Below are 23,907 nucleotides of genomic sequence, written 5' to 3'. Positions count from 1 at the left end.
GTGACGCTGCAGATCGACGACGACAAGCGGGTGCGCACCCTCACGCTGAACCGGCCCGAGGCGCTGAACGCATTCAACGAAGCCCTCTACGACGCCACCGCGGACGCGCTGCTGGCCGCGGCCGACGATCCCGAGGTCGCCGTGGTGCTGCTGACCGGGGCGGGCCGCGGCTTCAGTGCCGGCACCGACCTCGCCGAAATGCAGGCCCGCATCACCGATCCGGACTTCACTCCGGGCCGGCACGGCTTCACCGGGCTGATCGATGCCCTCAGCGCGTTCCCCAAGCCGCTCATCTGCGCGGTCAATGGCGTCGGTGTCGGCATCGGTGCCACGATCCTGGGGTACGCGGATTTGGCATTCATGTCGTCGATGGCCCGCCTGAAGTGCCCGTTCACCAGCCTGGGCGTGGCACCGGAAGCGGCTTCGTCCTATCTGCTGCCACAGTTGGTGGGCCGCCAGAACGCGGCCTGGCTGTTGATGTCGTCGGAATGGGTCGACGCCGACGAGGCGCTGCGGATGGGTCTGGTCTGGCGGGTGTGCGCTCCCGAGGATCTGCTGCCCGAAGCCCGTCGTCACGCGGAAGTGCTTGCCGGCCGCCCCATTTCGAGCTTGATGGCGGTCAAACACACGATGATGGAACCGGTCCGTCCGGAGATCGCGGCGGCCAGCGCGCGGGAGAACGCTCACTTCGCCGAACTGATGGGCGCGCAGGCCAACGCCGCGGCCCTGGCGGACTTCAACAAGGCCCGCTGAGCGGGCGCCCCCTCAATGCGAGGGAGCGGTCTCGAGATTTGTCGACGCGGCGATGATCGCGCGCAGCGTCCGCTTGCAGCGCCCGCAGTCCCCCCCGGCGCCACACGCGGCGGCGACCTCTTTGGAGGTGGAGGCGCCGCGCGCGACCAACTCGGACACGGTGTGGTTGGTGACGCCGACACACAGGCAGACGTACATCAGCGCGGCCCCTGCATGCGGGCGGCGTTCCCTTGGTTGGCGGCGTGGCCAAGCGAGCGCACTTCGTCCTCCCTCTCGGCATCCCGTGTCATCGGGGTGGCCGGAAAGTGCCGAACCGAGACCCAGTATTAGTTGAGTCTAACCTAAGTTCGTTAGCGCAGTCTAACCTTACTCGCCAGCAACATCTCGCCTCCGGCTACCACGCGACACACACTGAGCACAGCCATACCTTGCTGGCAGATTGCACCCCGCCGTGGCAAAGTGCGGGTACGGCCAGCCATGATGCCGCAGCCCAGCGCGTCCGGCCCGGGGCCGAGAATGACCACCGTTTTCACCGTCACCGTAGGGGAGTGAACATGCAAGGGGATCCCGACGTTTTGCGCCTGCTCAACGAGCAGTTGACCGGCGAACTCACCGCGATCAACCAATATTTCCTGCACTCCAAGATGCAGGACAACTGGGGATTCACCGAGGTCGCCAAGCACACCCGGGAGGAGTCCTTCGACGAGATGCGGCACGCCGAGGCGATCACCGACCGCATCCTGCTGCTCGACGGGTTGCCCAACTACCAGCGCCTGTTCTCGCTGCGCATCGGCCAGACGCTGCGCGAACAGTTCGAGGCCGATCTGGCCATCGAGTACGAGGTGATGGACCGGCTCAAGCCCGGCATCATCATGTGCCGCGAGAAGCAGGACACCACGAGCGCCAACCTGCTCGAAGAGATCGTGGCCGACGAGGAGAAGCACATCGACTACCTCGAGACACAGCTGGAGCTGATGGACAAGCTCGGCGTGGAGCTCTACTCGGCACAGTGCGTCTCGAGGCCGCCAAGCTAACACCGCACGCGCCTTTCGCGGTTTTGGTTGCCACGGGTTGACCGTGGGCACTCGATACCATCGAAATCCGTGGGAAGGCGGGCATGACGAGGGCGACACCAGCGGCGGCTCCGGCCGGCCGCGCTTCGGATTCGGGACCCGGGGACGTCGCGGTCGACCCGCAGCGACGCAATTTCATCTTCGTGGCGGTCCTGCTCGGCATGCTGATGGCCGCGCTGGACCAGACGATCGTGGCGACCGCGTTGCCAACCATCGTCGCCAATCTTGGTGGCGCAGGCCATCAATCGTGGGTGGTCACCAGCTACCTGCTCGCCTCGACCATCATCACCGCCCTCGTCGGCAAGTTCGGTGACCTGTTCGGCCGCAAGCGGGTGTTCCAGGCGGCCGTCGTATTCTTCGTCGCCGGATCGGTGCTGTGTGGGCTCTCGAGCTCGATGGGCATGCTGGTCGCGTCACGCGCGCTGCAGGGCATCGGCGGCGGCGGGCTCATGGTGACCGCCATGGCGCTGATCGGCGAGGTGATCCCGTTGCGGGACCGCGGCCGCTACCAAGGCGCGATGGGCGCGGTATTCGGCGTCACGACCGTGATCGGTCCGCTGCTCGGTGGCTACTTCACCGACCACTTCACCTGGCGCTGGGCGTTCTGGATCAACGTGCCGATCTCGTTCGTGGTGTTCTTCGTGGCGGCCGCCGCCATCCCGGCGCTGTCCGACCGCACCAAACCGGTCATCGACTACACCGGCATCGTGTTCGTCGGCCTGGGCGCCGCCGGGCTGACACTGGCCACCAGCTGGGGCGGGACCACCTACCCGTGGGGATCGCCCGCGATCGTCGGCCTGTTCGTCGGCTCGGTAATCGCGTTGTGCGTATTCGCCTGGGTGGAAAGCCGCGCCGCCGCGCCGATCCTGCCGACCCGGCTGTTCGGCAGTCCGGTGTTCACGGTGTGCTGCGTCCTGTCCTTCGTGGTCGGGTTCGCGATGCTGGGCGCCCTGACGTTCCTGCCGACGTACATGCAGTTCGTCGACGGCGTCTCGGCCACCACGTCGGGCCTGCGCACGCTGCCGATGGTGATCGGGATGCTGACCACCTCGATGGGCAGTGGCCTCATCGTCGGCCGCACGGGCAGATACAAAGTCTTTCCCGTCGCCGGCACCGCCGTCATGGCGGTGGCGTTCTTTCTGATGTCGAGGATGGACCCCTCGACATCGGTGGTGGTTCAATCGCTGTTCCTTGTCATCCTCGGCGCCGGGATCGGGATGTGCATGCAGACCCTTGTCCTGATCGTGCAGAACACCGTGGACTTCGACGACCTCGGCGTCGCAACCTCCGGCGTCACCTTCTTCCGCACGATCGGCAGCTCGTTCGGCGCCGCCATCTTCGGTTCACTGTTCACCAACTTCTTGCACAGCCGGATCGGCCCGGCTCTGGCGGCCGGCCGGGCGCCGGCCGCGGCCGCCGCGTCGCCGGAGGCGTTGCACCGGTTGCCCCGCCAGGCGGCCGCTCCGATCGTCGCCGCCTACTCCGAGTCGCTCACCCACGTGTTCTTCTGGGCGGTTCCGGTCGCGGTTGCGGGGTTCGTCCTGGCGTTGTTCCTGCGGGAGGTCCCCCTGCGGGAAATGCACGACAGCACAATCGATCTCGGCGACGCGTTCGGCATGCCGAACACCGAGACACCGGATCAGATACTCGAGGGCGCGGTCGAACGCATGCTGCGCGGTGTGCCCGGCATGCGATTGCGCAGCATCGCCATGCGACCCGACTGCCGGCTCGACGTGGCCGGATTGTGGGGCGTCCTACGCATCAACCGCTACGGACAGATGTACGGCACGGCCCGGCTCACCGACATCGCCGACTATCTACGGATACCCTTCGAGGTCTTGGAGCCCACCTTCTCGCGCCTGATCGCGACCGGATACGCCCAGGGCGACGGCGACCAGATGTGGCTGACACCCGCGGGGGCACAGCAAGTGGACTACGTGCACTCGCTGCTGGTGGGCTGGCTGGTCGACAAGCTCGCCCGGTCACCCGGATTCGACGGACGGCCGGATCGTCGCGCGGTCGAAGCGGCACTGAATCGAGTCGCGGGCCGCGTTCTCGCGCAACGGGACTGGAACGACGACCGTCCCACCACGAAGATCCCGGTGCCCGCACCCTGAAAAGGGCGGCGCGGGCGTACCATCACGCCATGAGCCGAATCGGAACATTTGCTGACGACGACCTGGCCGGCTGGTTCGCGAAGTCTCCTGACATCGGCGGCGCCCTCGGCGGCTTCAGCCAGGCCGTCTACACCAAGAACCGGTTGCCGTTGCGCACCCGCGAATTGGCCCGCGCGGTGATCGCCCACCGCAACGAATGCGTCGTCTGCGTCAACACCCGCGACGAAGACGGGCCCGCCGCCGGTGTCGACGAGGAGTTGTACGACCACGCCACGCAGTGGCGCACCTGGCCCGGCTACACCGACCAGGAGCGGCTGGCGGCCGAGTTCGCCGACCGCTTCGCCACCGACCACACCGCCCTGCGCGACGACGAGGATTTCTGGAGCCGGTGCTCCGAACACTTCTCCGACGAACTGCTGGCCGACCTGGCACTGTCGTGCGCGCTGTGGGTCGGCATGGGCCGAGTGTTGCGGACCCTCGACATCGGCCAAGCCTGCAAGCTGACCATTCCCAGCCGCGCATAGCCGCCGGGCGCCTTCGGCTCCTCCGTCCGGCACAACGCGCCACGACACATAAACGGCGGCGACGACACGCCGCCGGAAAACGTCGCAGACGTTTATGTCTCGTGGGCACAAAGCGCGGCACCACGGTGTTGCTCCACGGGTGAAGATTCGCTTCGGCGTCGGCCTGGGCGCGGACACCGCTCCAGATCAATTGGCGCCCATCGTCGATCACCTGGAAGCCAGCGGGGTGGACTCCCTGTGGTTCTCCGAGCTGGTGTACACGCCGGCGGTCGATCCGGCGGTCGGGATGGCGTACGCACTGGCCCGCACGACCCGGTTGAAGGTCGGCACCTCGGTGGCCGTGCTTCCCGGGCGGCACCCGGTACTGGTCGCCAAGCAACTCGCGTCGTTGGCGGCCCTGGCGCCGAAGCGGGTTCTGCCCGTCTTCGGCCTGCGGTCGGCGATACCCGCCGAGCGCGAGGTGTTCGTGGTTCCCGACGGGGAACGCGCCGCGGTATTCGACGAGTCGCTCCGGGTGCTGCGCTCGGTGCTGGTCGAGGATCCGCCCCGTTACAGCGGCCGGTATTTCACCGTCAGCGGGGCCGGGGTCATGCCCAGGCCGAACCCTCCGCTCGACATCTGGCTGGGCGGCTCCGCGCCGCCGGCGTTCCGGCGCATCGGCGCGCTTGCCGACGGCTGGCTGGGCAGCTTCCTGACCCCGGCGGAGGCGCGGGTGGGCCGGGAGGCGATCGAACGCGCGGCCGAGCAGGCCGGCCGGCAGATAGACCCCGATCATTTCGGGATCTCATTGGCCGTCGTCGACGGGTCCGGCGAGCTGCCCGCGGCGCTGGCCACAGCCGCCCGGGCGCGTCGCCCCGACGTCGATCCCGCCGAGCTGATCGCCGTCGGCTGGGACCGGCTGCACCGGCAGTTGGACGCCTACATCGACGCGGGACTGACCAAATTCGTCATCCGCCCGGCGGGCGGCGCACCGGTCGACGCCTTCCTCGATCGGTTCGTCACCGAATTGACCGGCCGGCAGAACTGAATTCACGAGCCGGAGCACCGCGACCCTGCACAATGACTGCCATGACCGGCACACCGCTTGCCGCCGCCGCGATCGCCGAGCTGGAGGCCCAGGGCGTCGACACCGTGGTCGGCACCGTCGTGAACCCCGCCGGACTCACCCTGGCCAAGACGGTTCCGATCCGGCGGACGAGCGCGTTCGCCGAACCGGGCCTCGGCGCCAGCCCCTCGTGGCACGCCTTCGCGATCGACCAGAGCGGCATCGCCTTCACCCGCGATGTCGGCGTGGTCGGCGACCAACGCCTCCGCATCGACCTGGCGGCGCTGCGCTTCGTCGGCGACGGGCTCGCGTGGGCGCCCGCCGCGTTCTTCTCCCAGGACGGCGCACCCATTCCCGCCTGCGCCCGCGGCACGCTGAGCCGGATCGAGGCCGCGCTCACCGAGGCCGGGATCGAGGCCATCGTCGGCCACGAGGTCGAATTCCTTCTGGTCGCCCCCGACGGCGGCCGCCTCCCCTCGACGCTGTGGGCGCAATACGGCCTCGCCGGCGTGCTGGAACACGAAGCGTTCGTCCGGGAGGTCACCCGGTCGGCGGCCGCGGCGGGCATCGCGATCGAGCAGTTCCATCCTGAGTACGGCGCCAACCAGTTCGAACTGTCGCTGGCGCCACAGCCTCCGGTAGCCGCGGCCGATCAACTCGTGCTGTTACGGCTCGTCCTCGGACGCGTGGCGCGCCGTCACGGGGTTCGCGTCAGCCTGTCGCCCGCACCCTTCGCCGGTGGCGTGGGATCGGGTGCACACCAGCATTTTTCGCTGACCATGCCGGAGGGACCGCTGTTCTCCGGAGGTACGGGCGCCCAGGGCATGACGGCTGCGGGGGAGAGCGCGGTCGCGGGGGTGGTTGCCGGACTGCGTGAGGCACAGGGCGTGTTGTGCGGGTCGATCGTGTCCGGCTTGCGGATGCAGCCCGGCAATTGGGCCGGGGCGTACGCGTGCTGGGGAACCGAGAACCGCGAGGCGGCGGTGCGATTCATCACGGGTGGGCCCGGCAACCCGCGGGGCGGCAACGTCGAGGTGAAGATCGTCGACCCGTCCGCCAACCCCTACCTGGCGTCGGCGGCGATCCTGGGGCTGGCCCTGGATGGAATCAACCGCCAAGCCGCGCTACCACCGGAGATCACCATCGACCCGGCTGCCCTGTCCGAGTCCGACCGCCATCGCGAAGGCATCACGTGCCTACACCGGGGGCAGGCCGAAGTGATTGCCGCACTGGATAGCTCGGAGCTGATGCGGAGAATTCTGGGCGACCCCGCGGTCGACATGGTGGTTGCCGTCCGCCGGCTGGAACACGAGCGGTACGGCGATCTCTACACCGAGCAATTGGCGGACAGGTTCCGCATGGCCTGGAGCGTGTGACGGCCCCGCCATGGTGTCTGACCCTTCGGCGCTGGCCCAGCGCATCGGCGAAGTGACGTTGGTCGATCACCACGTCCACGGCTGCTGGTTGGCGGCAGGGGATCTACGGCGGTTCGAGAACGCGCTCAACGAGGCGAACACCGAACCCAGCACGGGCCCGGGTTTCGACTCCCAACTCGGCTTTGCGGTGCGCGCCCACTGCGGCCCTGTCCTGGGACTGCCCAAACACGTTGATCCGCAATCGTATTGGGAACACCGCAGCCGGTTCAGTGAGTCCGAGCTGGCCCGCATGTTCCTGCCGGCCGCGGGAGTGAGCGACTGGCTGGTGGACACCGGAATCGGCGCCGACACCGCCGGCCCGGCCGGCATGGCCGAGCTGTCCGGCGGGCGCGCCCACGAGGTGGTCCGCCTCGAAGAGGTGGCCGAACAGGCCGCGCAGGCGCCGGGGGAATACGCGGCGGCGTTCGAGGAGATCCTTGCGCTGCGCGCGGCTACGGCGGTCGGCACCAAGTCGATCCTGGCCTACCGCGGCGGATTTGACGGCGACCTGAGCGAACCGTCGGCCGCGCAGGTCGCCGAGGCGGCCGGACGGTGGCGTGACAGCGGCGGCACCCGGTTACGGGATCGGGTGCTGCTGCGTTTCGGGTTGCACCGGGCGCTGCGGCTGGGGAAGCCGTTGCAATTCCACGTCGGCCTCGGCGACCGGGACTGCGACCTGCACAAGACCAACCCGCTGCTGCTGCTCGACTTCCTGCGCCAGTCCGCGGGCACCCCGATCGTGCTGTTGCACTGCTACCCGTACGAGCGCGAGGCCGGATACCTGGCGCAGGCCTTCGACAACGTCTACCTCGACGGCGGGCTCAGCGTGAACCAGCTCGGAGCGCGGTCACCGGCGTTCGTGGCCCGGCTCCTGGAGTTGGCGCCGTTCCGCAAGATCCTCTACTCGTCGGACGGGTTCGGCCCCGCGGAACTCCACTTCCTCGGCGCGGCCCTGTGGCGCAGGGCGATGCAACGCGTGCTGGGTGATTTCGTGGCCGACGACGACTGGAACGAGCGCGACGCCCTCCGGGTGGTCGACCTGATCGCCCACGACAACGCCGCCGGACTCTACCGCCTTTGACCCGCGATGATGCCCGGTCAGACCAACCCGGTCGCGTCGAACACCCAGCTGGTGTCGGCGTTCGCCAGGTTCTCGAAGTGGTTCGGGGGAGCGAAGGCCACCAGGCTGTTCATGTCCCAATAGTCTTTCCAGACAGTGATCTTGGCCGCGCCGTCTCGCTCGGCGACCTTATGAACGGTCACGAATCGCAGCACGCCTTGCTCGCCCGACGCGAATGTCCAGGTCTCGGAATGCTCGTACATCACGTCGGAGCCGTTGGACAGCAGCACGCCGTCGTGGTTCTCGTAGCCCGCCAGCGGCTCGAGACCCATCTTGAGCCGCTTGACGATGTCTTCGGGTCCGCGCGCCGCCAGCGCGGGCACCGGCATGTCGACGTAAAGGCAGTCGTCGGAGAGGAACGTCTTGACCGCGTCCCAGTCCCGTCGCGACAGCGCCCGCCACAGCCCGAGCACGGCGTCCTCGACCGAGATCATAGAAGTGTCTGTCATAGCGTAAATAAACTCGGTAACCGCACCGGTGTCAACAGCGTGAATCCCTAGCCGTTCACGCGAGCCATCGACCGCGCCGGCCCCAGTGCCACCGGTAGAGACGACCAACCCCGCAGCACGCGCGTGTCGCGCCTGCTTCCCGCACCCGCCGCGCGCACCTCGGGAAAACGGTCGAAGAAGGCCCGGAGCCCGACTTCGCCCTCGGCGCGCGCCAGCGCCGCGCCCAGGCAGAAGTGCCGGCCCCCGGAGAAGGCGAGATGCCTTCCGGCATTGGGCCGTTCGATGTCAAAGCGGTGCGGGTCGTCGAAGACGGACGGGTCGCGGTTGGCGGCGGCGAGATAGACAATCACCAAGTCGCCCCGCTGCAGCGGCGTGCCGGCCAGCTCGACGTCGCCCTGCGCCATCCGCGCGGTCAGCGGTACCGGCGACTCCAGCCGCAGAATCTCCTCGACGGCGTTGGGCCACAACTCGGGTCGTTGCCGCAACGCATCGAGGCGGTCGGGCGCGTCCAGCAGCATACGGATCCCGTTGCCCAACAGGTTGACCGTGGTCTCGAACCCGGCCGCCAGCACCAGTCCGGCGATCGCCTGAAGTTCGTTCTCGTCCAAATATGTTTCCGCGGAGCCACTTTCGGCAATTTGGATCAGCTGGCTCAGCAGATTGTCGCTCGGGGCGCGGCGCAACCGGCCCAGATGCTCGCCGAGCCAGGAGCTGAAGCCCTCGAGCCCTCGCTGCACCCTGCGGTACTGCTGCCACGTCAGCCCGATGTCCAGGCTCGGTGCCGCCAGTTCGCCGAATTCCAAGACGCGCGGCCGGTCTGGCTCGGGGACGCCGAGGATGTCGCTGATGATCGCGACCGGAAGTTGCGAGCAATACCGGCCCACGACGTCGACGACGTCGGAGGAACCAGACTCGGCGGCCAACTGATCCAGCAGGCCGGCGGCGGTCTGCTCGACGCGATCTCGTAACGCGGCGACGGCGCGGGGAGTGAACACCGCCGACACCGTCTTGCGATAGCGGGTGTGGTCTGGCGGCTCGACGGCGAGCAGCGACGGCGCGCGCAGCGGATGCAGCAGCGCGTCGCGGGTGCGGCCCTCCAGCCAGCGCAACGGCCGCGGCAGGTTCGCTCCGAATACCAGCACGCGAAAATCGTCGGACCGCAGCAGCTCGTGGGCGAGGGCATGATCTGCCGTCAGATAGCTGACGCGGCCCTTGACCAACGGGCCCGCCACCCGGAGTTGCTCGTAGAACGGAACCGGATCGGCGGCGACCCGCGGGTCGGCGATCAGCCTGGCGTGCAGGTCGCCCCGCCGGACCCCGAGCGTCGCGACACCCCGGATGAAGCCGTGCATCGCCAACCAGTGCAATCGTTCCTTCACTGGCGCCTCCATCGGTCGATGTCACCGAGCCTAGGCCCGCAGCCCCCGCCGGGTCAGCACTCGGCGATGATCTTGAACTCTGTCGTCACCACTTTGTCCGGGTTGCTGCGGTTGATGCCGTAGGCACTGCCGCTGATCGTGTACGCGTCGTTGGTGATGTCGGCGTGCGCGGCGCCCACGCCGCCTTCCCAGAAGCTGCCGGTGAAACCGTCGACGTCGCGGATCTTCACCCACTCGGGTATCACCCGGTAGCCACTGGTCAGCACCACCGCCTCGACGCCGCCGTCGTGATCCTTGATGTCGATCGTGCGGTACTGCTGGTTCTGGCTGCACGACGGCGGGCGTGTCGTGTGGGTGGCGCCGTCGAGGATCAGGCGCGCCGCCTTGCGGGGGATCGTCGGCGCCGTGCCGCAACCCGCGACACCGATGCCGGCGATGAGAACGAGAACAATCGCGGGTAACCGGTGTCGCACCGGTTCACCTCCTTCACTGCCGCTTCGGCATCAGTGCGGGTAGGGATTTGACGATGCTCCGTCGCACGAGCTCCGGACTCAGACCCTTGAACAAGTCGATCAGACGAATGCTCTTGGGCACGTACCAGTGCAACCGCTTCGGGTGGTGGTAAGCCTGCCACGCCGCTTCCGCCACGCTGCTCGCCGGCATCAACCGCAGCATGCCCTTCTTCGGCGCGACGGCGCGCAGCTCCTCCGCCGACATCGGCGCGCCCCCGTCGTTGGAACGGTTGGGCGTGGTGGTCAGGATCGCCGTGTCGATCAGGCCCGGGAGGACGTCGGCGACGCGGACGCCGTGCCGACCCCATTCGACGCTGAGCGCCTCGGTCAGGCCTTTGACCGCGTGCTTGGTCGACGAATACACGGCCAGGCGCGGCATGCCGTAGGTCGCCGACGACGACGACGTCGAGAACATCAGGCTGCCCGGGGACTTCTTCAGGTACGGCAACGCCGCGTAGGCGCCGGTGAGCACCGCCTTGTAATTGATGTCGACGACGCGCATGGCGGCCTCGTACGGCACGTCCTCGAACCACCCGGATTCGCCGACGCCGGCGTTGTTCCACATCATGTCGAGCCCGCCGTCGCTGTTGCCGGCGCAGAAGTCGGCCAGGGCGGCCTCGAACGCCGCCTTGTCCATCACGTCGACCCGGCGGGTCCACAGCCGCTCACCCAGTTCTTCTCGCAGCGTCGCGAGGCCGTCGTCGTTGCGGTCCACGGCACCGACCCGCCAGCCCTTGGCGTGGAACAGCTTGGCGCCCTCCCGGCCCATGCCGCTGCCGGCGCCCGTGATGAAGACCGACTTCACGGCGCGTCAGCCCGCCTCGACCACATCTTTGATGCGGTTCAGGGTTTTGGTCATGTCCCGGACGTTGCGTCGCTTGCGCAGAAAACCACCGAACAACCAGTAGATGCCCAGCCACGGCGCCGGGCTGAGCCGGAACGATTCGGTGACGTCGGTGCCGCCGCCGCTGGGCGCCAATCGGTAGTGCCAGTTGTTGACGGCCCGATCGCCGAGCAGCACCGCGAAGCCGAACTCGCGGCCGGGCTCGCACGCGGTGACCTCGCACGTCGTCCAATACACCGGACCGATCTCGTTGCGGCGCACATGACCGCGGAATTTGGCGCCGAGGGCCGGACCATTCGCGTCGCCCAGCCACTCGGCCTCGAACACTTCGGGGGAGAACCGTCCGATATTGCCGACGTTTGCGATCAGATCCCAGATCTTGTCCGCGGACGCCGCCATGTGAACAGTCGCCGAACCTTCCATCGCCTGATCCAAACACAGCTTGCTGCGCGGTCATAGACCGCAACGGCGGTTGATCGTCAGTGCGGGACCGCCGCCTGGATCAGCCCGTTGATGATCTCCTTGATGCCCTGCGCCGGGTGCGAGTACCAGCCGATCGGCAGGCCCGAGGCGGCGCCGCACGTCGGCCATGCCTCCACGCCCTGGTCGGCGAAAACCCGGTTGGCTACGGCGATTTGCTGTTCCCTGGACGCGGCCGCCGGATTGCCGACACCGCCGTATCGTTCCCAGGTGCCCGGCTTGAATTGGAGCCCACCGTATTCGCCGTTTCCGGTGTTGGCGTGCCAGTTGCCACCGGATTCGCACTGGGCGATCGCGTCCCAGTTGGGGGTGGGGGCCGAGGTGGCCACACCGGTGGACGAAGCTATCGACACTGCAACGAACCCGCCGACCGCCAGGGACTTGACGAGAGGCTTGCAGAGAATTTTCATGCCCTGGATTTCGGCGGCCGTGGCCAAAGCGTTACCTATTCGAAAATGCCACGAGATTGGCCTTCTATCTGCGGATATGCCCCTATTCCGGGGCCACAGAAAAATGTTAGAAAGCGATGAGGAAAAACTAAATTATTGCTGGCAATATGACTGAGTTGCTAACGCCAGCGCCCGTTGATAGAGGCCGTCGAGCCGGCGCGCGCCGATGACCGCGCGGCTGGCGAGGTCGAGCTGCCCCGGACACGCCGGCGAATGCAGCAGGTCCCAGCTGGCCGCCACCTGGGACAGCATCACCTGGTTGAGGCCATCGATCGCGGATCGCGACGCCGCCAGATCCTCCGCCCCGGTGGGTGCGGCCGCGGGGTCGAGCTTCCACTCCGCGAACCGGCTGTATTCGATGCCCTCAGTAGCGCTGATCTGGTCGCCGAATATCCGGGTGACGTAATCGGGATTCATCTTCCGGGCGGAGGCCTGGGCGGCCATGTTCGCGAGTTCCTGCCGGACGCGGACCGGGTCTTCGATGGCCCCGTGGGTGGTCCACTTGAAGGCGGCCACCGGCTCGGCGATCGCCAACCGCTGCGCCGCGGCGTCGACCAACGCCTCGAGCGGGATCGTGTCGTCCGCCCGCACCGGCGACGCGACCAAAATCGCCATCCCACCGATGACGCCGCCGCAGCGGCGGGCGATACGGCTGATCCCGCGGTTGGTCATAGCCATGATTGTGCGGCAGGCCCACCCGGGCCTTTCGGAGTTAGCCTGAATTGCTGATGTCGTCGACCATGAACAGCCGCGGCCCGCGCCGCGATAGCAGCCTACGCGGGAAGGCGTTGCGCGCGAAGCAGATTCGCGCGCTGATAGCCGTTACGCTGGCGATTCCGCTGCTGTTGGGCGCCCTGTTCCTGCTGGTCGATCGCCTCCATTCGACCCCCACCGACGCCCTCGAGCATCCAGCCAGCCCGGTCAGCGACGGCCAGTCGAGGGCTCAGGCCGTCGAGGCGGCGCAGAGCGTCGTGGTCATGACGGGCCTGCAGACGTCGTCGGCCGGCTACTCGCTGATGTCCTGCAAGAACCGCGACGACCCGCCGTATCAAGGCTCGGTCTACCTGACGTTCACGGTGCCCGCGGCGGCGCCGGCCGACGCCTATTTCGCCCGAATCGCCGCGACGCTGGGCGAGCACGGCTGGGCCGAGGGCCTGCCGCCCAACAATCATGCGTGGGCCAGGACGCTCACCAGGGACTCGGTCACGGTGATCGTTTACCGCCACGACGACGAACCCCGACTGGGGGTCCTGCGGGTCTACGGCGAGTGCCGGAACATGAATGACCATCGCCGCGACGCCACGACATGGACCGATGTCACCGACCAATTCCCCCGGACGCGCTGAACCGCTCAGAGCAAAGGGGCCATGACGTGCTACTGCGCCCGACGGCGTCGTCGTCGGGCGCAGTAGCGACCTCGGGTCAGGCGGGGGTTATCCGCCGCCGCCGGCCGTGGCACCCAGGGTGCCCTGCAGGTCGGGCTTCATGGCGTTGAGCTGAGCTCCCCAGTACTCCCAGCTGTGCGTTCCGTTCTGGTCGAAGTGGAACACGGCGTTGTGGCCGCCGGCCGCGTTGTAGGCGTCCTGGAACTTCAGGTTGCTGCTGCGCACGAAGTTCTCCAGGAACTCGGCGGGCATGTTGGCCCCGCCCAACTCCGACGGTGTGCCGTTACCGCAGTAGACCCAGAGCCGGGTGTTGTTGCCCACCAGCTTGGGGATCTGGATCGTGGGGTCGTTGCGCTGCCACGCGGGATCGCTCGACGGGCCCCACATGTCGCTCGCCTTGTAGCCGCCGGCGTCACCCATCGCCAGGCCGATCAGGGAGGGCCCCATGCCCTGCGAGGGGTCCATCAAGGCCGACAGCGAGCCGGCGTAGATGAACTGCTGCGGGTGGTAGGCGGCCAGGATCAGCGCCGAGGAGCCGGCCATGGAGATGCCGACCGCGGCGCCGCCGGTGGGCTTCACACTCTTGTTGGACTGCAGGTATTGCGGCAGCTCACTGGTCAGGAAGGTCTCCCACTTGTAAGTGGTGCAGCCGGCCTTGCCGCAGGCCGGGCTGTACCAGTCGCTGTAGAAGCTGGACTGGCCACCGACGGGCATGATGATCGACAGGCCGGACTGGTAGTACCACTCGAACGCCGGGGTGTTGATGTCCCAGCCGTTGTAGTCGTCTTGGGCCCGCAACCCGTCGAGCAGGTAGACCGCGGGGGAGTTATTGCCGCCGCTCTGGAATTGGACCTTGATGTTGCGGCCCATCCCCGCCGACGGCACCTGCAGGTATTCGACGGGCAGACCCGGCCGGGAGAAGGCTCCCGCGGTCGGCGCGCCGCCGGCAAGACCGATCAGGCCCGGCAGGGTGACAGCCGCTGCCGCACCGACTAAAAGCCGGCGCCCCCAGGCCCGGACCATCTCGCTCAGATCTGTCATACCTGCCCCTTGTCGCATGTGATCGTCGTCTCAGCAGGAATTTACCGTGCGAATAGGCTGAATGTCGATCGGGACGCGAGGTCATCTCAGTTCGGTATCACTTTTCCCGTACGAATTTGGAACCCCGGATAACGGCACGCCAGCCTGATGCCGGTCGGCGCGGCCGCCCACCACCGGCGCTGGCCGGACCGAAACGCCTGGCAGCGGGGCCGCGCGGCGGTAGGCGGTAATGGATAAAGCGCCCATTGTCGACTCGGCGGGGACGACGGCCGGCGCCCCGACGCCGAACCGGCGCCGAAAAGGCGGATTTGGGACGTCGCCGTTGGCGTGGCCGTTTATCCCCGGGGACAACAAGGCACGGATTCCCGGCGCCGACGACCGTTGCCTCACCCGCGCGTCCGGTCGACACATCCGCCGCTCGCCGCCCGGCAGGTTGCGCGGTGAGGTGAACCGGCGCAGCCGGACTCACGCCGACCGCGTAGGCTCTCACGAAGCAAGCCGATGGAGACCACGTTTTCCCGGTCCGTTCCGGCCCTCACGAACCACCTCACCAGGGATTTCTGGAGCGCGTCGGGTGCGGGTGAGGGTGTCGGAGACCCGGGACCGATTGGGGCAATGAGTTTTGGACACGGTACTTGGGCTATCAGTGACGCCGACCGCCATTGGGTGGGTCCTCGCTGAGGGGCACGGCGCAGACGGCACCATCCTGGACCATCAGCAGCTGACGCTGGACGCCGGCCGGGGGCCGCGCGCCGTCAGTACCGCCGAGCAAGTGGCGGACGAGGTCGCGCGGATCGAAGCGCAGGCGGCCGCCACCGAGCATCGCCTGCGGATGATCGCGGTGACGTGGAACGACGACGCGGCCGCCCAGGCCGCGCTGGTGCTGGAAGCGCTGACCGACGCCGGCTTCGACAACGTGGTGCCGGTTCGGCAACTCGAGGCCGTCGACACGCTGGCGCAGGCCATCACACCGGTCATCGGCTACGAGCAGACCGCGGTCTGCATCCTCGAACACGATTCGACGACGGTCGTCATGGTCGACACCCACGGCGGGGAAACACAGACGGCGACCAAGCAGGTGCGTGGCGGCTTCGACGGACTGACTCGCTGGCTGACCGGCATGTTCGACCGCAACGGATGGCAGCCCGGCGGGGTCGTGGTCGTCGGTGCGCACGACGACATCGAAAGTTTCTCCTGGCACCTCGAAAAGACGCTGCCGGTACCGGTTTTCGTGCAATCGATGGCTCAGGTGACCATCGCGAGAGGCGCGGCGCTCGCCGCCGCCCGCAGCACCGAGTTCACCGACCACGAACTGGCGGTGGACGACGCGGAAGCCGCGGCCACGCCCGCGCCACCTCGCAAGTTGCCCTACGCCGGTGCCGTGACCACGCTGGCCGCCGGCGTGGTCACCTTCGTCTCCTCGATATCGCTCGCGGTGGGCTTCCAGCTGGCCCCGGCCAGCAACTCCGCCCCGCGGCACGCGGTGCACGCGCCGACCCCGCAGGTCGCCCAGGCCGTGGCGCCGCCGGCGGTCGTCGCTCCGCTGACCCCGCAGGCGAAAGTGCCTGCGGGCGAACCGATCACGGAGCCCGCCGCGTCGGACGCACCGCAGCCGGACCCCGATGGCCGGCAGCCGTATTTGACGCGAGTGCTCGAGCACATACCGGCCGACGCCGGCGAACCGGTCGGTGACTCGGCAGTGCCGGCGCCCGCCGAGCCGCAGCCCTGACGGCGGCGTTGGCCCCTTCAGGGCTCTTTCGCGTGGGTTGCGGTGAACGACACCACAACGTCGTCGGCGACCCTGAGTGAACCCATCAGCAGTGAGTACGGCTTCACGCCGAAATCGGTCTGCCGGACGGTGGATTCGGCAGACATCCGCCAGGCGTCGCCGAGATCCTCGGTGCGAAGGTCGATGACATGGTCTTGGGACTTCCCCCGAATTTCGAGTTGGCCGGAGAGGCGGTAGCCGTCGCCCGTCTTCTCGATGGTCCGTGCGGAGAAGCGGATCCCGGCAAACCTGCCGGCGTCCAACGACTTCAGCGCGTTGGAGCGCACCAAGGCCTTCTCGGGCCCGGTCAACCCCTTCACGCCGCCCTCGCCGCGCAGCACCTCGAAGGAATCGACCTCGACGGCCAGCTCGGCGGTGACCGGTTCGGCGCCGGCCCACCCCACCGTGGCTTCCCAGCGCGTCATCGCGATGGTGAGCCGATGGCCCATCCGCGCGGCCCGGCCGGTGACGCCGGTGCGGATCAACAACTCACCGTCGGATGGGGTAAGGGTCCATAGCTCGGTCACGGACCGACTGTAGTCACATCGTCAAGACGGTGCGGTAATGCGCTCGGCCCTGCTCCAACGCCGCATAGCCTTCGGCCGCCCGCGCCAGCGGCAGCTCCTCGATCCAGGCGCGGACACCGGACAGCACCGCGAAATGCATGGTGTCCTCGACGTCTTTGGCCGTGCCGGACGGATGGCCGACGATGCTCAGGCCCGGCGTTATCAGCTGCACCGGGCTGATGGGCAACGGGTCCGGGGTGACGCCGATGGTCACCAACTCGCCCTGTGGCGCCAGGCCGCCGACGGTGTCGGCCATGGCCTGGGCGTTGCCGGCGGTGCCCAGGACGACGGTTGCGCCGCCCAGGGCCTGCAGTGCGGCAGAGACGTCACCGCTGGTGGAGTCGATGTAATGGTGGGCGCCGAGTTTCTCTGCGTCCTCGGCTTTGCCGGTGCCGCGCGCGATCGCGATGGTCTCGAACCCCATCGCGCGCGCGAACTGCAGGCCAAGATGACCGAGCCCGCCGACGCCCAGAATCGCCACCCGGTCACCGGGCGCCGCCTTCGTGTGACGCAGCGCGTTGTAGGTGGTGACCCCGGCGCATCCCATGGGCGCGGCTTCCGCGTCCGTGAGCTCCGACGGAATCCGGGCCAGCGCGTTGGCGGGCACCGTCACCGATTCCGCGTAGCCTCCGGGGTAGTGCCAGCTCGGCACCTTGCCGTTGACGCAGTGGATGAAAATGCCTTTGCGGCAGGGGTCGCACTGGTAGCAGCAGCCACCGAACCAGCCGACCGCGACGCGGTCGCCGACGGCGAAGTTGTCCACACCCTCGCCGAGTTCGGCTATGGTTCCGGCGATTTCGTGCCCCGGGGTCAGCGGCCACGTGATGTTGGGGAAACCGCCGTGCACGAAGGCGCGGTCGGTGCCGCAGATCCCGCACGCGGTGACCGTCAGGCGTACCTCGTCACGACCGGGTCGGCGGGTTTCTACTTCGGCCAGCTCTAAAGGGCCGCCCACGGATTGGATCCGGACGGCTTGATGTGTCGGCATCGGCTTAGCCTAATGCGCGACAGATCATTTCGCCGCGTCGGTGTGGTAGTCGACCTGCCAGTGCTTGATCCCGTTGAGCCAGCCCGACCGCAGCCGCTCGGGCTTCCCGATTGACTCCAGGTTGGGGATGCCGTCGGCGATCGCGTTGAACATCAGGTCGATGGTCATCCGCGCCAGATTCGCCCCGATGCAGTAATGCGCGCCGGTGCCACCGAATCCCACGTGCGGGTTGGGGTCGCGCAGGATGTTGAAGGTGAACGGGTCGTCGAAGACGTCCTCGTCGAAATTGGCCGAGCGGTAGACCATCACCACGCGCTGGCCCTTCTTGATCTGCACGCCGGACAGTTCGTAGTCCTGTAGGGCGGTGCGCTGGAACGACGTCACCGGGGTGGCCCAGCGGACGATCTCGTCGGCCGCGGTGGCGGGGCGCTCCCGCATGTACAGCTCCCATTGGTCGGGGAAGTCGGTGAAGGCCATCATGCCCTGGGTGATGGAATTGCGGGTGGTCTCGTTGCCGGCGACGGCCAGCAGGATGACGAAGAAGCCGAACTCGTCGTCGGAAAGCTTGTGCCCATCGATGTCGGCCTGGACCAGCTTGGTGACGAGGTCTTCGCCCGGATTCTTCGCCCGGTCGGCGGCCATCTGCATGCCGTACATGATGAGTTCGACGGACGCGGTCATGGCGTCGTTGGTGGCGAACTCGGGGTCCTGGTCACCGACCATCTCATTGGACCAGTGGAAGAGCTTCTTGCGTTCTTCCTGTGGCACCCCCATCAACCCGGCGATGGCCTGCAGCGGCAGCTCGCACGAGACCTGCTCGACGAAGTCCCCGCGGCCCTCGGCGGCCGCTTGCTCGACGATGCACCGGGCGCGCTCGGCGAGGTCGCCGCGCAGGCGCTCGATGGCGCGCGGGGTGAAGGCGCGCGAGATGATCTTGCGCAGCCGGGTGTGCTGCGGCGCGTCCATGTTGAGCAGGACGTACTTGCCGCGTTCCACCTGCTCGCCGACCGTGCCGTCCTTATAGCGCGGCAAGGCGGTGTTCTTCAGGCTGGAGAAGACGTCGCTGCGCAGCGAGATCTCTTTGACGTCCTTGTGCTTGGTGACAACCCAGAAGCCGCCGTCGTCGAATCCACCCGCCCCGATTGGCTGTTCGTTCCACCAGATCGGCGCCGTCCGCCGCAGCTCGGCCAGTTCCTCCACCGGCAGCCGCTCGGCGTGGATGTCCGGATCGGTGAAGTCGAATCCGGGCGGGAGATTGGGGACCGGCTTGGCGGTTGGCTCGACGGTTGGCATGGCCCGCTCCTCGATGACGAAGTGGTCTAGTCGTCTTTGTGCAAATAAACCATTGCCGCACCACGGTTGGGAAGCATTGACGCAAGATCGCAGGGGGCAAATTGGAACGTGTTCCTCGTTCCCCGCCCCGCCCGCGGATACGGTCTTGTGGCCGGAGCCCCGATGGATATGCTTTGGTGCAGGTCACCGGCGACGACAGGCGGGGTGGAACATGATTCGGGAACTGCTCAGCGCCGCTTCTGCAGCGGGCATCGCGATTGGCGTGGCACCGTGTGCGGCCGCCGGGTACGACGGCGACGTGCCGGGCATGAATTATCAGGCGTCGCTGGGCGCGCCGTGCGACAACTACGAGCGCTTCATCTTCGGCCGGGGCCCCAGCGGCCAGGCCGAGGCGTGCCATTTCCCCCCGCCGAACCAGTTCCCGGCCGCCACCACCGGGTACTGGGTCATCTCCTACCCGCTGTACGGGGTGCAGCAGGCCGGGGCGAAGTGCCCTGGGCCGCAGGCGGCGGCGCAGTCGGATCGCGGACTGCCCATGCTGTGCCTGGGCGAGCGGGGCTGGCAGGAGGGATGGTTCACCGGGGCGGGCTTCTTCCCGCCTTCCGAATGAGCGGCTGACATGGGTGACGGCCGGCCCTCCGGAACCCCGGTCCCGCGCTGGCTGCGCATCGTCCTCGCGTCGGATCGCGCCGGCTCGGCGTGGTACATCGGGACCGGATTCTTTTTCGCGCCGGTCCTCGCCGTGCTGTCGCCGTGGCCCGTCGTGACCGCTGTGCTGTGGGCCGTCATCGGGCTGGCGGGCCTGTGGCTGGGCCTGCTGGGTATCGCGATGGCCGTGGGCTTGGCCCGAATATTGCGCTCCGGGGCCGAGATCCCCGAGTCTTACTGGCGCAGCTTGGTCAACTACTGACGCGCAGCGCCCGGGCTAGAGTCATACCAACTGGTCCTGCGACAAGAGGAGACTCGAGATGGGCTTCAATCCGAAAGATGCGGTCGACGCGGCCAGGGACATCGCGACCAACGCGGTCGAGAAGGCCTCCGACATCGTCGAGCATGCCAGCGACATCATCCGCGGCGACATCGCCGGCGGTGCCAGCGGGATCGTTCAGAACTCGATCGACATCGGCACGTACGCGGTCGACAGGACGAAGGAGATGTTCACCGGCCGCGACGAGGTCGACGACGACGACGACGTATAGGAGTCCTCAGACGGAGGCGGCCTCGTTGAGCTCGTCGAGCCTGTTCGTCGCCTCCAGGTACTCCTGCACCCAGCGCTCGATGACCGTCGCCGTCTTCTCCACCTTGGTGAACTGGCCGACGACCTGACCGACCGGGTTGAACGCGACGTCGACACTCTCGTTCGGGTACCGGTTGGTCGCCCGCACCGCCATGCCCGAGACCATGTACTGCAGCGGCATGCCGAGCGGCTTGGGGTTGTCCGGCTGCTCCCACGCCTCGGTCCAGTCGTTGCGCAACATCCGGGCCGGCTTGCCGGTGAACGACCGGCTGCGGACGGTGTCGCGGCTACCCGCCTTGACGTACGCCTGTTGCTGAACCGGCGTGTTCGAGGATTCCTCGACCATCAGCCACTGCGATCCCGTCCACGCCCCTTGGGCGCCCAGGGCCAGCGCGGCCGCGATCTGCTGGCCGCTGCCGATTCCGCCGGCCGCCAGCACCGGCACCGGGGCGACCTCCTTGACGACCTGCGGCCACAACACAATCGAGCCCACCTCGCCGCAGTGGCCGCCGGCCTCGCCGCCCTGGGCGATGATGATGTCGACACCCGCGTCGGCGTGCTTGCGTGCCTGGGAAGGCGAGCCGCACAGTGCGGCCACCTTGAGCCCGGCGTCGTGGATGTGCTTGATCATGTCGGCCGGCGGAGTCCCGAGCGCGTTGGCGATCATCTTCACCTTGGGGTGCTTGAGCGCCACCTCGACCTGGGGCGTGGCCGTCGCCTCAGTCCAACCGAGCAGCTGCAGGCTGTCGCCGTCGCTGTCCTCGATCGGCACGCCGTGGTCGGCGAGGATCTTCTTGCCGAAGTCCAGGTGCTCCTGGGGGACCATCTTGCGCAGCGTGTCGGCCAGCTCCTCGGCGGACAGATGCGAGTCCATGCCCTCGTATTTGTTGGGGATGACGATGTCGACGCCATAGGGGTGGTCGCCGATGTTCTCGTCGATCCAGTTGAGCTCGATCTCGAGCTGCTCAGGGGTGAAGCCGACCGCGCCGAGCACGCCGAACCCCCCGGCCTTGCTCACCGCGACCACAACATCACGACAGTGGGTGAACGCGAAGATCGGAAACTCGATACCAAGCTCATCGCAGATGGCGGTGTGCATGCCTACTCCTGGGACGCGGCCGAATTGAAACGTGTTCTAGTTTAGTACGAACCTCATTGACGTGGCCAGCGGGTCCTGACCTGCATTTTGTCACTACGACCCGTCGCGTCGAACGCTCAGGCCGCCGCGCTGTAAGCGACCCACAGGGCCAGGAACGTGAACATGCACCCGGCGCACACGAGATGGTCCCGGCAGACCGACCGCGCCAGGCGAGTCTGCTCGGGCGGATCATCGGTACGGCCACCCAGTCGCACCGCGTCCGGAACCGTCTGCGTCAAAGCGAGCATGATCGGCGCCCCAGCGAGCACGGCCGACGACAACAGGACCCACCACGGTTCCAGCCCGCGTGCGGACTCGTAGGTCAACGCCCCCAACAAGGTCACCATGACGACGGCGATCAACCGGCCCATCGGGCGCGACGTGGTCGTGGCGCGATGGTAGTAAGCCGCGATGGAAGCGAGCACGCCCTCGGGCAGATCCCCTGAGGCAGAACGGAACCGGAGAACCTGAACGTCGAATATCAAATCCATCCACAAGACGGCGAGCAGGAACCCGCCGCAGGCTGTGAGCAATGAGGCCATGACGCTCCTCCATCTCCGGCGCACCGGGAGCACTGCTCGGTGTGGACCCATTGTTTCGCAGCGGCGCAAGGGCGTCGGGGATAGCGCGCCTCGCCCTGAAATCACTTGCGCCACTTTCGTTTCAGTGGTCTCGGACCGGACCGCTTTTGTCGGTGGGCTGTCGTAGCATTCGAACATGAGTTCGATAGATGCTTACGATCGGTTCGCCGCCGTGCTTGATCGCGTCGAGCTGGCGCAATATCTGTTCTTCGCGTCCACAGGCTCGTTGACGGGCTCCGAGCTCATCGCGGCCCTCGACAGATACGCGTTTCTGATGGGCCAGCTCGATGCGCTCATCTACGAGTTGTCCAGTCCGTTTGGGTGGCCAGGTGAGCGGCGCGCATGACTGTGACGGACCGTGAGGAGATCCAGCACGATGTCGCGGTGTTGCGTGCCGCGGTGTCCCGCTTTCAGGGGCATTCATATGCGGCGTTGACGAATCCGGAACGGTTGGCGTTGTTGGAGATCCTGGAGTGTGAGACGCGCCGGCTGCAGACACCCAGTCATCAGCTGATCAATCAGGTTGGGGAGCAGGCTGATTCAACCGAGTTGGGTGGGAAGCTGTCGTGGGCATTGGCCGATCGGCTGCACATCACCCGCAGTGAGGCCAGCCGCCGCATCGCTGAGGCCGCCGAGCTGGGGCCGCGCCGGGCGCTTTCTGGTGAGCCGTTGGCGCCGGTGCTGCCCGCAACCGCGGCGGCCCAGCGCGACGGGGCCATCGGGGCCGAGCAGGTGGCGGTGATCCGGAGGTTTTTCCGCCAGCTGCCGGACTGCGTCGACCTCGACACGCGTGAGCACGCCGAGAAACACCTGGCGTGCGAGGCCACCCACTATCGCCCGGATGAACTCGTCAAGCTCGCCCGCCACCTGATGGACTGCCTCAATCCCGACGGCACCTACACCGATGCCGACCGGGCGCGGGCTCGCGGCCTGGTGCTGGGCCATCAGCAGGCCGACGGCATGTCGCGGTTGAGCGGCTGGCTCACCCCCGAGGCGCGGGCCACGTGGGAGGCGGTGTTGGCCAAGCTGGCCGCACCCGGCATGTGCAACCCCGACGACCAGACCCCGGTCGTCGACGGCGCCCCTGGCGAGGACGCGATCCAGCGCGACACCCGCAGCCCGGCCCAGCGCAACCACGACGGCCTCAACGCCGCACTGCGGGCGGTGCTGGCTTCGGGCGAGTTGGGTCAGCACAACGGGATGCCGGCGACCATCGTCGTCACCACCACGCTCAAAGACCTCGAATCCGCCACCGGCAAGGCGCTCACCGGTGGGGGCACCGTGCTACCGATGTCCGACGTGATCCGCCTGGCCCGCCACGCCCGCCACTATGCCCCCGCAAGCGGGAGGTACCCCCAGGCCGTCTTCGACAAGGGCAAGGCGGTGGCGCTGTATCACGGCAAGCGGCTGGCCTCACCGGGTCAGCGAATCGTGTTGTACGCCAAGGACCGCGGTTGTTCGCATCCGGGTTGTGATGTGGCCGGCTATTACTGCGAGGTGCACCACGTCGAGGACTGGGCCAGCACCTACCGCACCGACATCGACCAACTCACCCTGGCCTGCGGACCCCACCACCGACTCCTCGACGACGGCTGGACCACCCGAAAACGCGCCAACGGCGACACCGAATGGATCCCACCGCCGCACCTGGACCGCGGGCAACCACGCACCAACACCTTCCACCACCCCGAAAAGTTGATGTCAGACGGGGATGACGACGACGCGCCGTAGCGGTCCGGCCTATTGATCC

General features: G+C 67.6%; 28 protein-coding genes. 14 read left to right on the top strand and 14 right to left on the bottom strand.

Features of this window, described 5'->3' with window-relative positions; genetic code table 11:
• A complete protein-coding gene (locus tag U8D42_RS09040; protein WP_322861405.1) occupies positions 1 to 753 on the top strand; it encodes an enoyl-CoA hydratase/isomerase family protein in 753 nt (250 codons plus the stop codon).
• Positions 754 to 765: 12 nt separating this feature from the next.
• Here U8D42_RS09040 and U8D42_RS09035 read toward each other — a convergent pair whose 3' ends face one another.
• Positions 766 to 951, bottom strand: a complete 186-nt coding sequence (locus U8D42_RS09035; RefSeq protein ID WP_322861404.1) for a (2Fe-2S)-binding protein — start codon at positions 949 to 951, stop codon at positions 766 to 768.
• A gap of 356 nt (positions 952 to 1,307) precedes the next feature.
• Between U8D42_RS09035 and bfr the strand changes: the two genes are divergently transcribed.
• The 6 genes from bfr to U8D42_RS09005 all read left to right on the top strand — a co-directional run bounded on the left by bfr (position 1,308) and on the right by U8D42_RS09005 (position 8,008).
• Complete coding sequence (bfr, locus tag U8D42_RS09030) at positions 1,308 to 1,787, top strand: bacterioferritin (protein ID WP_007170080.1); 480 nt, start codon at positions 1,308 to 1,310, stop codon at positions 1,785 to 1,787.
• Positions 1,788 to 1,870: 83 nt separating this feature from the next.
• Positions 1,871 to 3,943, top strand: coding sequence for an MDR family MFS transporter (locus tag U8D42_RS09025; protein ID WP_322861403.1), 2,073 nt, complete (start codon positions 1,871 to 1,873; stop codon positions 3,941 to 3,943).
• A 29-nt stretch (positions 3,944 to 3,972) separates the two neighbouring features.
• Complete coding sequence (locus tag U8D42_RS09020) at positions 3,973 to 4,467, top strand: carboxymuconolactone decarboxylase family protein (RefSeq protein ID WP_085243667.1); 495 nt, start codon at positions 3,973 to 3,975, stop codon at positions 4,465 to 4,467.
• A gap of 139 nt (positions 4,468 to 4,606) precedes the next feature.
• Entirely contained in the window at positions 4,607 to 5,494 is an 888-nt protein-coding gene (locus U8D42_RS09015) for a TIGR03854 family LLM class F420-dependent oxidoreductase (RefSeq protein ID WP_322861402.1), read from the top strand.
• Positions 5,495 to 5,535: 41 nt separating this feature from the next.
• Positions 5,536 to 6,888: a glutamine synthetase family protein gene (locus U8D42_RS09010; protein ID WP_322861401.1), complete on the top strand. Its 1,353-nt coding sequence runs from the start codon at positions 5,536 to 5,538 to the stop codon at positions 6,886 to 6,888.
• Between the two features lie 10 nt (positions 6,889 to 6,898).
• A complete protein-coding gene (locus U8D42_RS09005; protein WP_322861400.1) occupies positions 6,899 to 8,008 on the top strand; it encodes an amidohydrolase family protein in 1,110 nt (369 codons plus the stop codon).
• 17 nt (positions 8,009 to 8,025) lie between these two features.
• Here the strand turns inward: U8D42_RS09005 and U8D42_RS09000 are convergent, their stop codons facing one another.
• From U8D42_RS09000 to U8D42_RS08970, 7 genes are all read right to left on the bottom strand, one after another.
• A complete protein-coding gene (locus U8D42_RS09000) occupies positions 8,026 to 8,481 on the bottom strand; it encodes a nuclear transport factor 2 family protein (RefSeq protein WP_085243663.1) in 456 nt (151 codons plus the stop codon).
• A gap of 62 nt (positions 8,482 to 8,543) precedes the next feature.
• The gene (locus U8D42_RS08995) at positions 8,544 to 9,875 is read right to left on the bottom strand and encodes a cytochrome P450 (protein WP_322861399.1); all 1,332 of its coding nucleotides are present in this window, start codon (positions 9,873 to 9,875) and stop codon (positions 8,544 to 8,546) included.
• Between the two features lie 53 nt (positions 9,876 to 9,928).
• On the bottom strand, positions 9,929 to 10,348 hold the full coding sequence (locus tag U8D42_RS08990; protein ID WP_085243662.1) for a lipoprotein LpqH: 420 nt from the start codon (positions 10,346 to 10,348) through the stop codon (positions 9,929 to 9,931).
• Positions 10,349 to 10,361: 13 nt separating this feature from the next.
• Positions 10,362 to 11,192, bottom strand: a complete 831-nt coding sequence (locus tag U8D42_RS08985; RefSeq protein ID WP_322861398.1) for an SDR family oxidoreductase — start codon at positions 11,190 to 11,192, stop codon at positions 10,362 to 10,364.
• Between the two features lie 6 nt (positions 11,193 to 11,198).
• Positions 11,199 to 11,672: an SRPBCC family protein gene (locus tag U8D42_RS08980; RefSeq protein ID WP_142278532.1), complete on the bottom strand. Its 474-nt coding sequence runs from the start codon at positions 11,670 to 11,672 to the stop codon at positions 11,199 to 11,201.
• Positions 11,673 to 11,710: 38 nt separating this feature from the next.
• Complete coding sequence (gene rpfC, locus U8D42_RS08975; protein WP_322861397.1) at positions 11,711 to 12,148, bottom strand: resuscitation-promoting factor RpfC; 438 nt, start codon at positions 12,146 to 12,148, stop codon at positions 11,711 to 11,713.
• Positions 12,149 to 12,253: 105 nt separating this feature from the next.
• Positions 12,254 to 12,832, bottom strand: coding sequence for a chorismate mutase (locus tag U8D42_RS08970; RefSeq protein ID WP_322861396.1), 579 nt, complete (start codon positions 12,830 to 12,832; stop codon positions 12,254 to 12,256).
• A 56-nt stretch (positions 12,833 to 12,888) separates the two neighbouring features.
• Between U8D42_RS08970 and U8D42_RS08965 the strand changes: the two genes are divergently transcribed.
• A complete protein-coding gene (locus tag U8D42_RS08965; RefSeq protein ID WP_322861395.1) occupies positions 12,889 to 13,506 on the top strand; it encodes a hypothetical protein in 618 nt (205 codons plus the stop codon).
• 87 nt (positions 13,507 to 13,593) lie between these two features.
• Here the strand turns inward: U8D42_RS08965 and ag85B are convergent, their stop codons facing one another.
• Positions 13,594 to 14,586, bottom strand: a complete 993-nt coding sequence (gene ag85B, locus U8D42_RS08960) for a diacylglycerol acyltransferase/mycolyltransferase Ag85B (protein WP_085243658.1) — start codon at positions 14,584 to 14,586, stop codon at positions 13,594 to 13,596.
• A 622-nt stretch (positions 14,587 to 15,208) separates the two neighbouring features.
• On the opposite strand from ag85B, the gene U8D42_RS08955 reads away from it, so the two are divergent.
• On the top strand, positions 15,209 to 16,315 hold the full coding sequence (locus U8D42_RS08955; RefSeq protein WP_322861394.1) for a DUF7159 family protein: 1,107 nt from the start codon (positions 15,209 to 15,211) through the stop codon (positions 16,313 to 16,315).
• A gap of 17 nt (positions 16,316 to 16,332) precedes the next feature.
• Here the strand turns inward: U8D42_RS08955 and U8D42_RS08950 are convergent, their stop codons facing one another.
• Genes U8D42_RS08950 through U8D42_RS08940 form a run of 3 tightly spaced genes read right to left on the bottom strand, consistent with a single transcriptional unit; the run spans position 16,333 to position 19,201 of the window.
• Positions 16,333 to 16,881, bottom strand: a complete 549-nt coding sequence (locus U8D42_RS08950; RefSeq protein ID WP_322861393.1) for a YceI family protein — start codon at positions 16,879 to 16,881, stop codon at positions 16,333 to 16,335.
• Between the two features lie 13 nt (positions 16,882 to 16,894).
• Positions 16,895 to 17,908: an alcohol dehydrogenase catalytic domain-containing protein gene (locus U8D42_RS08945; protein ID WP_322861392.1), complete on the bottom strand. Its 1,014-nt coding sequence runs from the start codon at positions 17,906 to 17,908 to the stop codon at positions 16,895 to 16,897.
• 24 nt (positions 17,909 to 17,932) lie between these two features.
• A complete protein-coding gene (locus U8D42_RS08940) occupies positions 17,933 to 19,201 on the bottom strand; it encodes a cytochrome P450 (RefSeq protein ID WP_322861391.1) in 1,269 nt (422 codons plus the stop codon).
• Between the two features lie 211 nt (positions 19,202 to 19,412).
• Between U8D42_RS08940 and U8D42_RS08935 the strand changes: the two genes are divergently transcribed.
• The 3 genes from U8D42_RS08935 to U8D42_RS08925 are packed head-to-tail and all read left to right on the top strand — an operon-like array spanning position 19,413 to position 20,400.
• Positions 19,413 to 19,811, top strand: coding sequence for a hypothetical protein (locus U8D42_RS08935; protein WP_085243653.1), 399 nt, complete (start codon positions 19,413 to 19,415; stop codon positions 19,809 to 19,811).
• Between the two features lie 9 nt (positions 19,812 to 19,820).
• Positions 19,821 to 20,111 (top strand): hypothetical protein, encoded by a 291-nt coding sequence (locus tag U8D42_RS08930; RefSeq protein WP_322861390.1) that lies wholly within the window; start codon positions 19,821 to 19,823, stop codon positions 20,109 to 20,111.
• Between the two features lie 58 nt (positions 20,112 to 20,169).
• On the top strand, positions 20,170 to 20,400 hold the full coding sequence (locus U8D42_RS08925; protein WP_322861389.1) for a hypothetical protein: 231 nt from the start codon (positions 20,170 to 20,172) through the stop codon (positions 20,398 to 20,400).
• A gap of 6 nt (positions 20,401 to 20,406) precedes the next feature.
• On the opposite strand, the gene U8D42_RS08920 is transcribed toward U8D42_RS08925, so the two are convergent.
• Positions 20,407 to 21,537 carry a nitronate monooxygenase gene (locus U8D42_RS08920; protein WP_085243650.1) on the bottom strand — a complete coding sequence of 377 codons (1,131 nt, stop codon included), beginning with the start codon at positions 21,535 to 21,537 and terminating at the stop codon, positions 20,407 to 20,409.
• Between the two features lie 116 nt (positions 21,538 to 21,653).
• Positions 21,654 to 22,118: a hypothetical protein gene (locus U8D42_RS08915; protein WP_322861388.1), complete on the bottom strand. Its 465-nt coding sequence runs from the start codon at positions 22,116 to 22,118 to the stop codon at positions 21,654 to 21,656.
• Between the two features lie 175 nt (positions 22,119 to 22,293).
• On the opposite strand from U8D42_RS08915, the gene U8D42_RS08910 reads away from it, so the two are divergent.
• Together U8D42_RS08910 and U8D42_RS08905 are read left to right on the top strand one after the other, a co-directional pair.
• On the top strand, positions 22,294 to 22,503 hold the full coding sequence (locus U8D42_RS08910; protein ID WP_322861387.1) for a hypothetical protein: 210 nt from the start codon (positions 22,294 to 22,296) through the stop codon (positions 22,501 to 22,503).
• Positions 22,500 to 23,888, top strand: a complete 1,389-nt coding sequence (locus U8D42_RS08905) for an HNH endonuclease signature motif containing protein (protein ID WP_348636943.1) — start codon at positions 22,500 to 22,502, stop codon at positions 23,886 to 23,888. The genes U8D42_RS08910 and U8D42_RS08905 overlap by 4 nt, the downstream gene beginning before the upstream one ends.
• The last annotated feature ends 19 nt before the right edge of the window (positions 23,889 to 23,907 follow it).

Origin of the sequence: Mycobacterium europaeum (assembly GCF_034555895.2) — a bacterium.
Lineage (GTDB): Bacteria > Actinomycetota > Actinomycetes > Mycobacteriales > Mycobacteriaceae > Mycobacterium > Mycobacterium europaeum.
Note: the sequence above shows the minus strand (reverse complement) of the source record. Positions and strands in the feature narration are given on the sequence as shown.

What these genes read in the sequence shown, in the direction of transcription:
- U8D42_RS08940 (WP_322861391.1), bottom strand. Translation starts at nt 19,201, where the DNA reads ATGCCAACCGTCGAGCCAACCGCCAAGCCGGTCCCCAATCTCCCGCCC.
- U8D42_RS09005 (WP_322861400.1), top strand. Translation starts at nt 6,899, where the DNA reads ATGGTGTCTGACCCTTCGGCGCTGGCCCAGCGCATCGGCGAAGTGACG.
- U8D42_RS08930 (WP_322861390.1), top strand. Translation starts at nt 19,821, where the DNA reads ATGGGTGACGGCCGGCCCTCCGGAACCCCGGTCCCGCGCTGGCTGCGC.
- U8D42_RS09025 (WP_322861403.1), top strand. Translation starts at nt 1,871, where the DNA reads ATGACGAGGGCGACACCAGCGGCGGCTCCGGCCGGCCGCGCTTCGGAT.
- U8D42_RS08905 (WP_348636943.1), top strand. Translation starts at nt 22,500, where the DNA reads ATGACTGTGACGGACCGTGAGGAGATCCAGCACGATGTCGCGGTGTTG.
- U8D42_RS08965 (WP_322861395.1), top strand. Translation starts at nt 12,889, where the DNA reads ATGTCGTCGACCATGAACAGCCGCGGCCCGCGCCGCGATAGCAGCCTA.
- U8D42_RS09020 (WP_085243667.1), top strand. Translation starts at nt 3,973, where the DNA reads ATGAGCCGAATCGGAACATTTGCTGACGACGACCTGGCCGGCTGGTTC.
- U8D42_RS08920 (WP_085243650.1), bottom strand. Translation starts at nt 21,537, where the DNA reads ATGCACACCGCCATCTGCGATGAGCTTGGTATCGAGTTTCCGATCTTC.
- ag85B (WP_085243658.1), bottom strand. Translation starts at nt 14,586, where the DNA reads ATGACAGATCTGAGCGAGATGGTCCGGGCCTGGGGGCGCCGGCTTTTA.
- U8D42_RS09010 (WP_322861401.1), top strand. Translation starts at nt 5,536, where the DNA reads ATGACCGGCACACCGCTTGCCGCCGCCGCGATCGCCGAGCTGGAGGCC.
- U8D42_RS08935 (WP_085243653.1), top strand. Translation starts at nt 19,413, where the DNA reads ATGATTCGGGAACTGCTCAGCGCCGCTTCTGCAGCGGGCATCGCGATT.
- U8D42_RS09035 (WP_322861404.1), bottom strand. Translation starts at nt 951, where the DNA reads ATGTACGTCTGCCTGTGTGTCGGCGTCACCAACCACACCGTGTCCGAG.
- bfr (WP_007170080.1), top strand. Translation starts at nt 1,308, where the DNA reads ATGCAAGGGGATCCCGACGTTTTGCGCCTGCTCAACGAGCAGTTGACC.
- U8D42_RS08915 (WP_322861388.1), bottom strand. Translation starts at nt 22,118, where the DNA reads ATGGCCTCATTGCTCACAGCCTGCGGCGGGTTCCTGCTCGCCGTCTTG.
- U8D42_RS08970 (WP_322861396.1), bottom strand. Translation starts at nt 12,832, where the DNA reads ATGACCAACCGCGGGATCAGCCGTATCGCCCGCCGCTGCGGCGGCGTC.
- U8D42_RS09000 (WP_085243663.1), bottom strand. Translation starts at nt 8,481, where the DNA reads ATGATCTCGGTCGAGGACGCCGTGCTCGGGCTGTGGCGGGCGCTGTCG.
- U8D42_RS08945 (WP_322861392.1), bottom strand. Translation starts at nt 17,908, where the DNA reads ATGCCGACACATCAAGCCGTCCGGATCCAATCCGTGGGCGGCCCTTTA.
- U8D42_RS08925 (WP_322861389.1), top strand. Translation starts at nt 20,170, where the DNA reads ATGGGCTTCAATCCGAAAGATGCGGTCGACGCGGCCAGGGACATCGCG.
- U8D42_RS08910 (WP_322861387.1), top strand. Translation starts at nt 22,294, where the DNA reads ATGAGTTCGATAGATGCTTACGATCGGTTCGCCGCCGTGCTTGATCGC.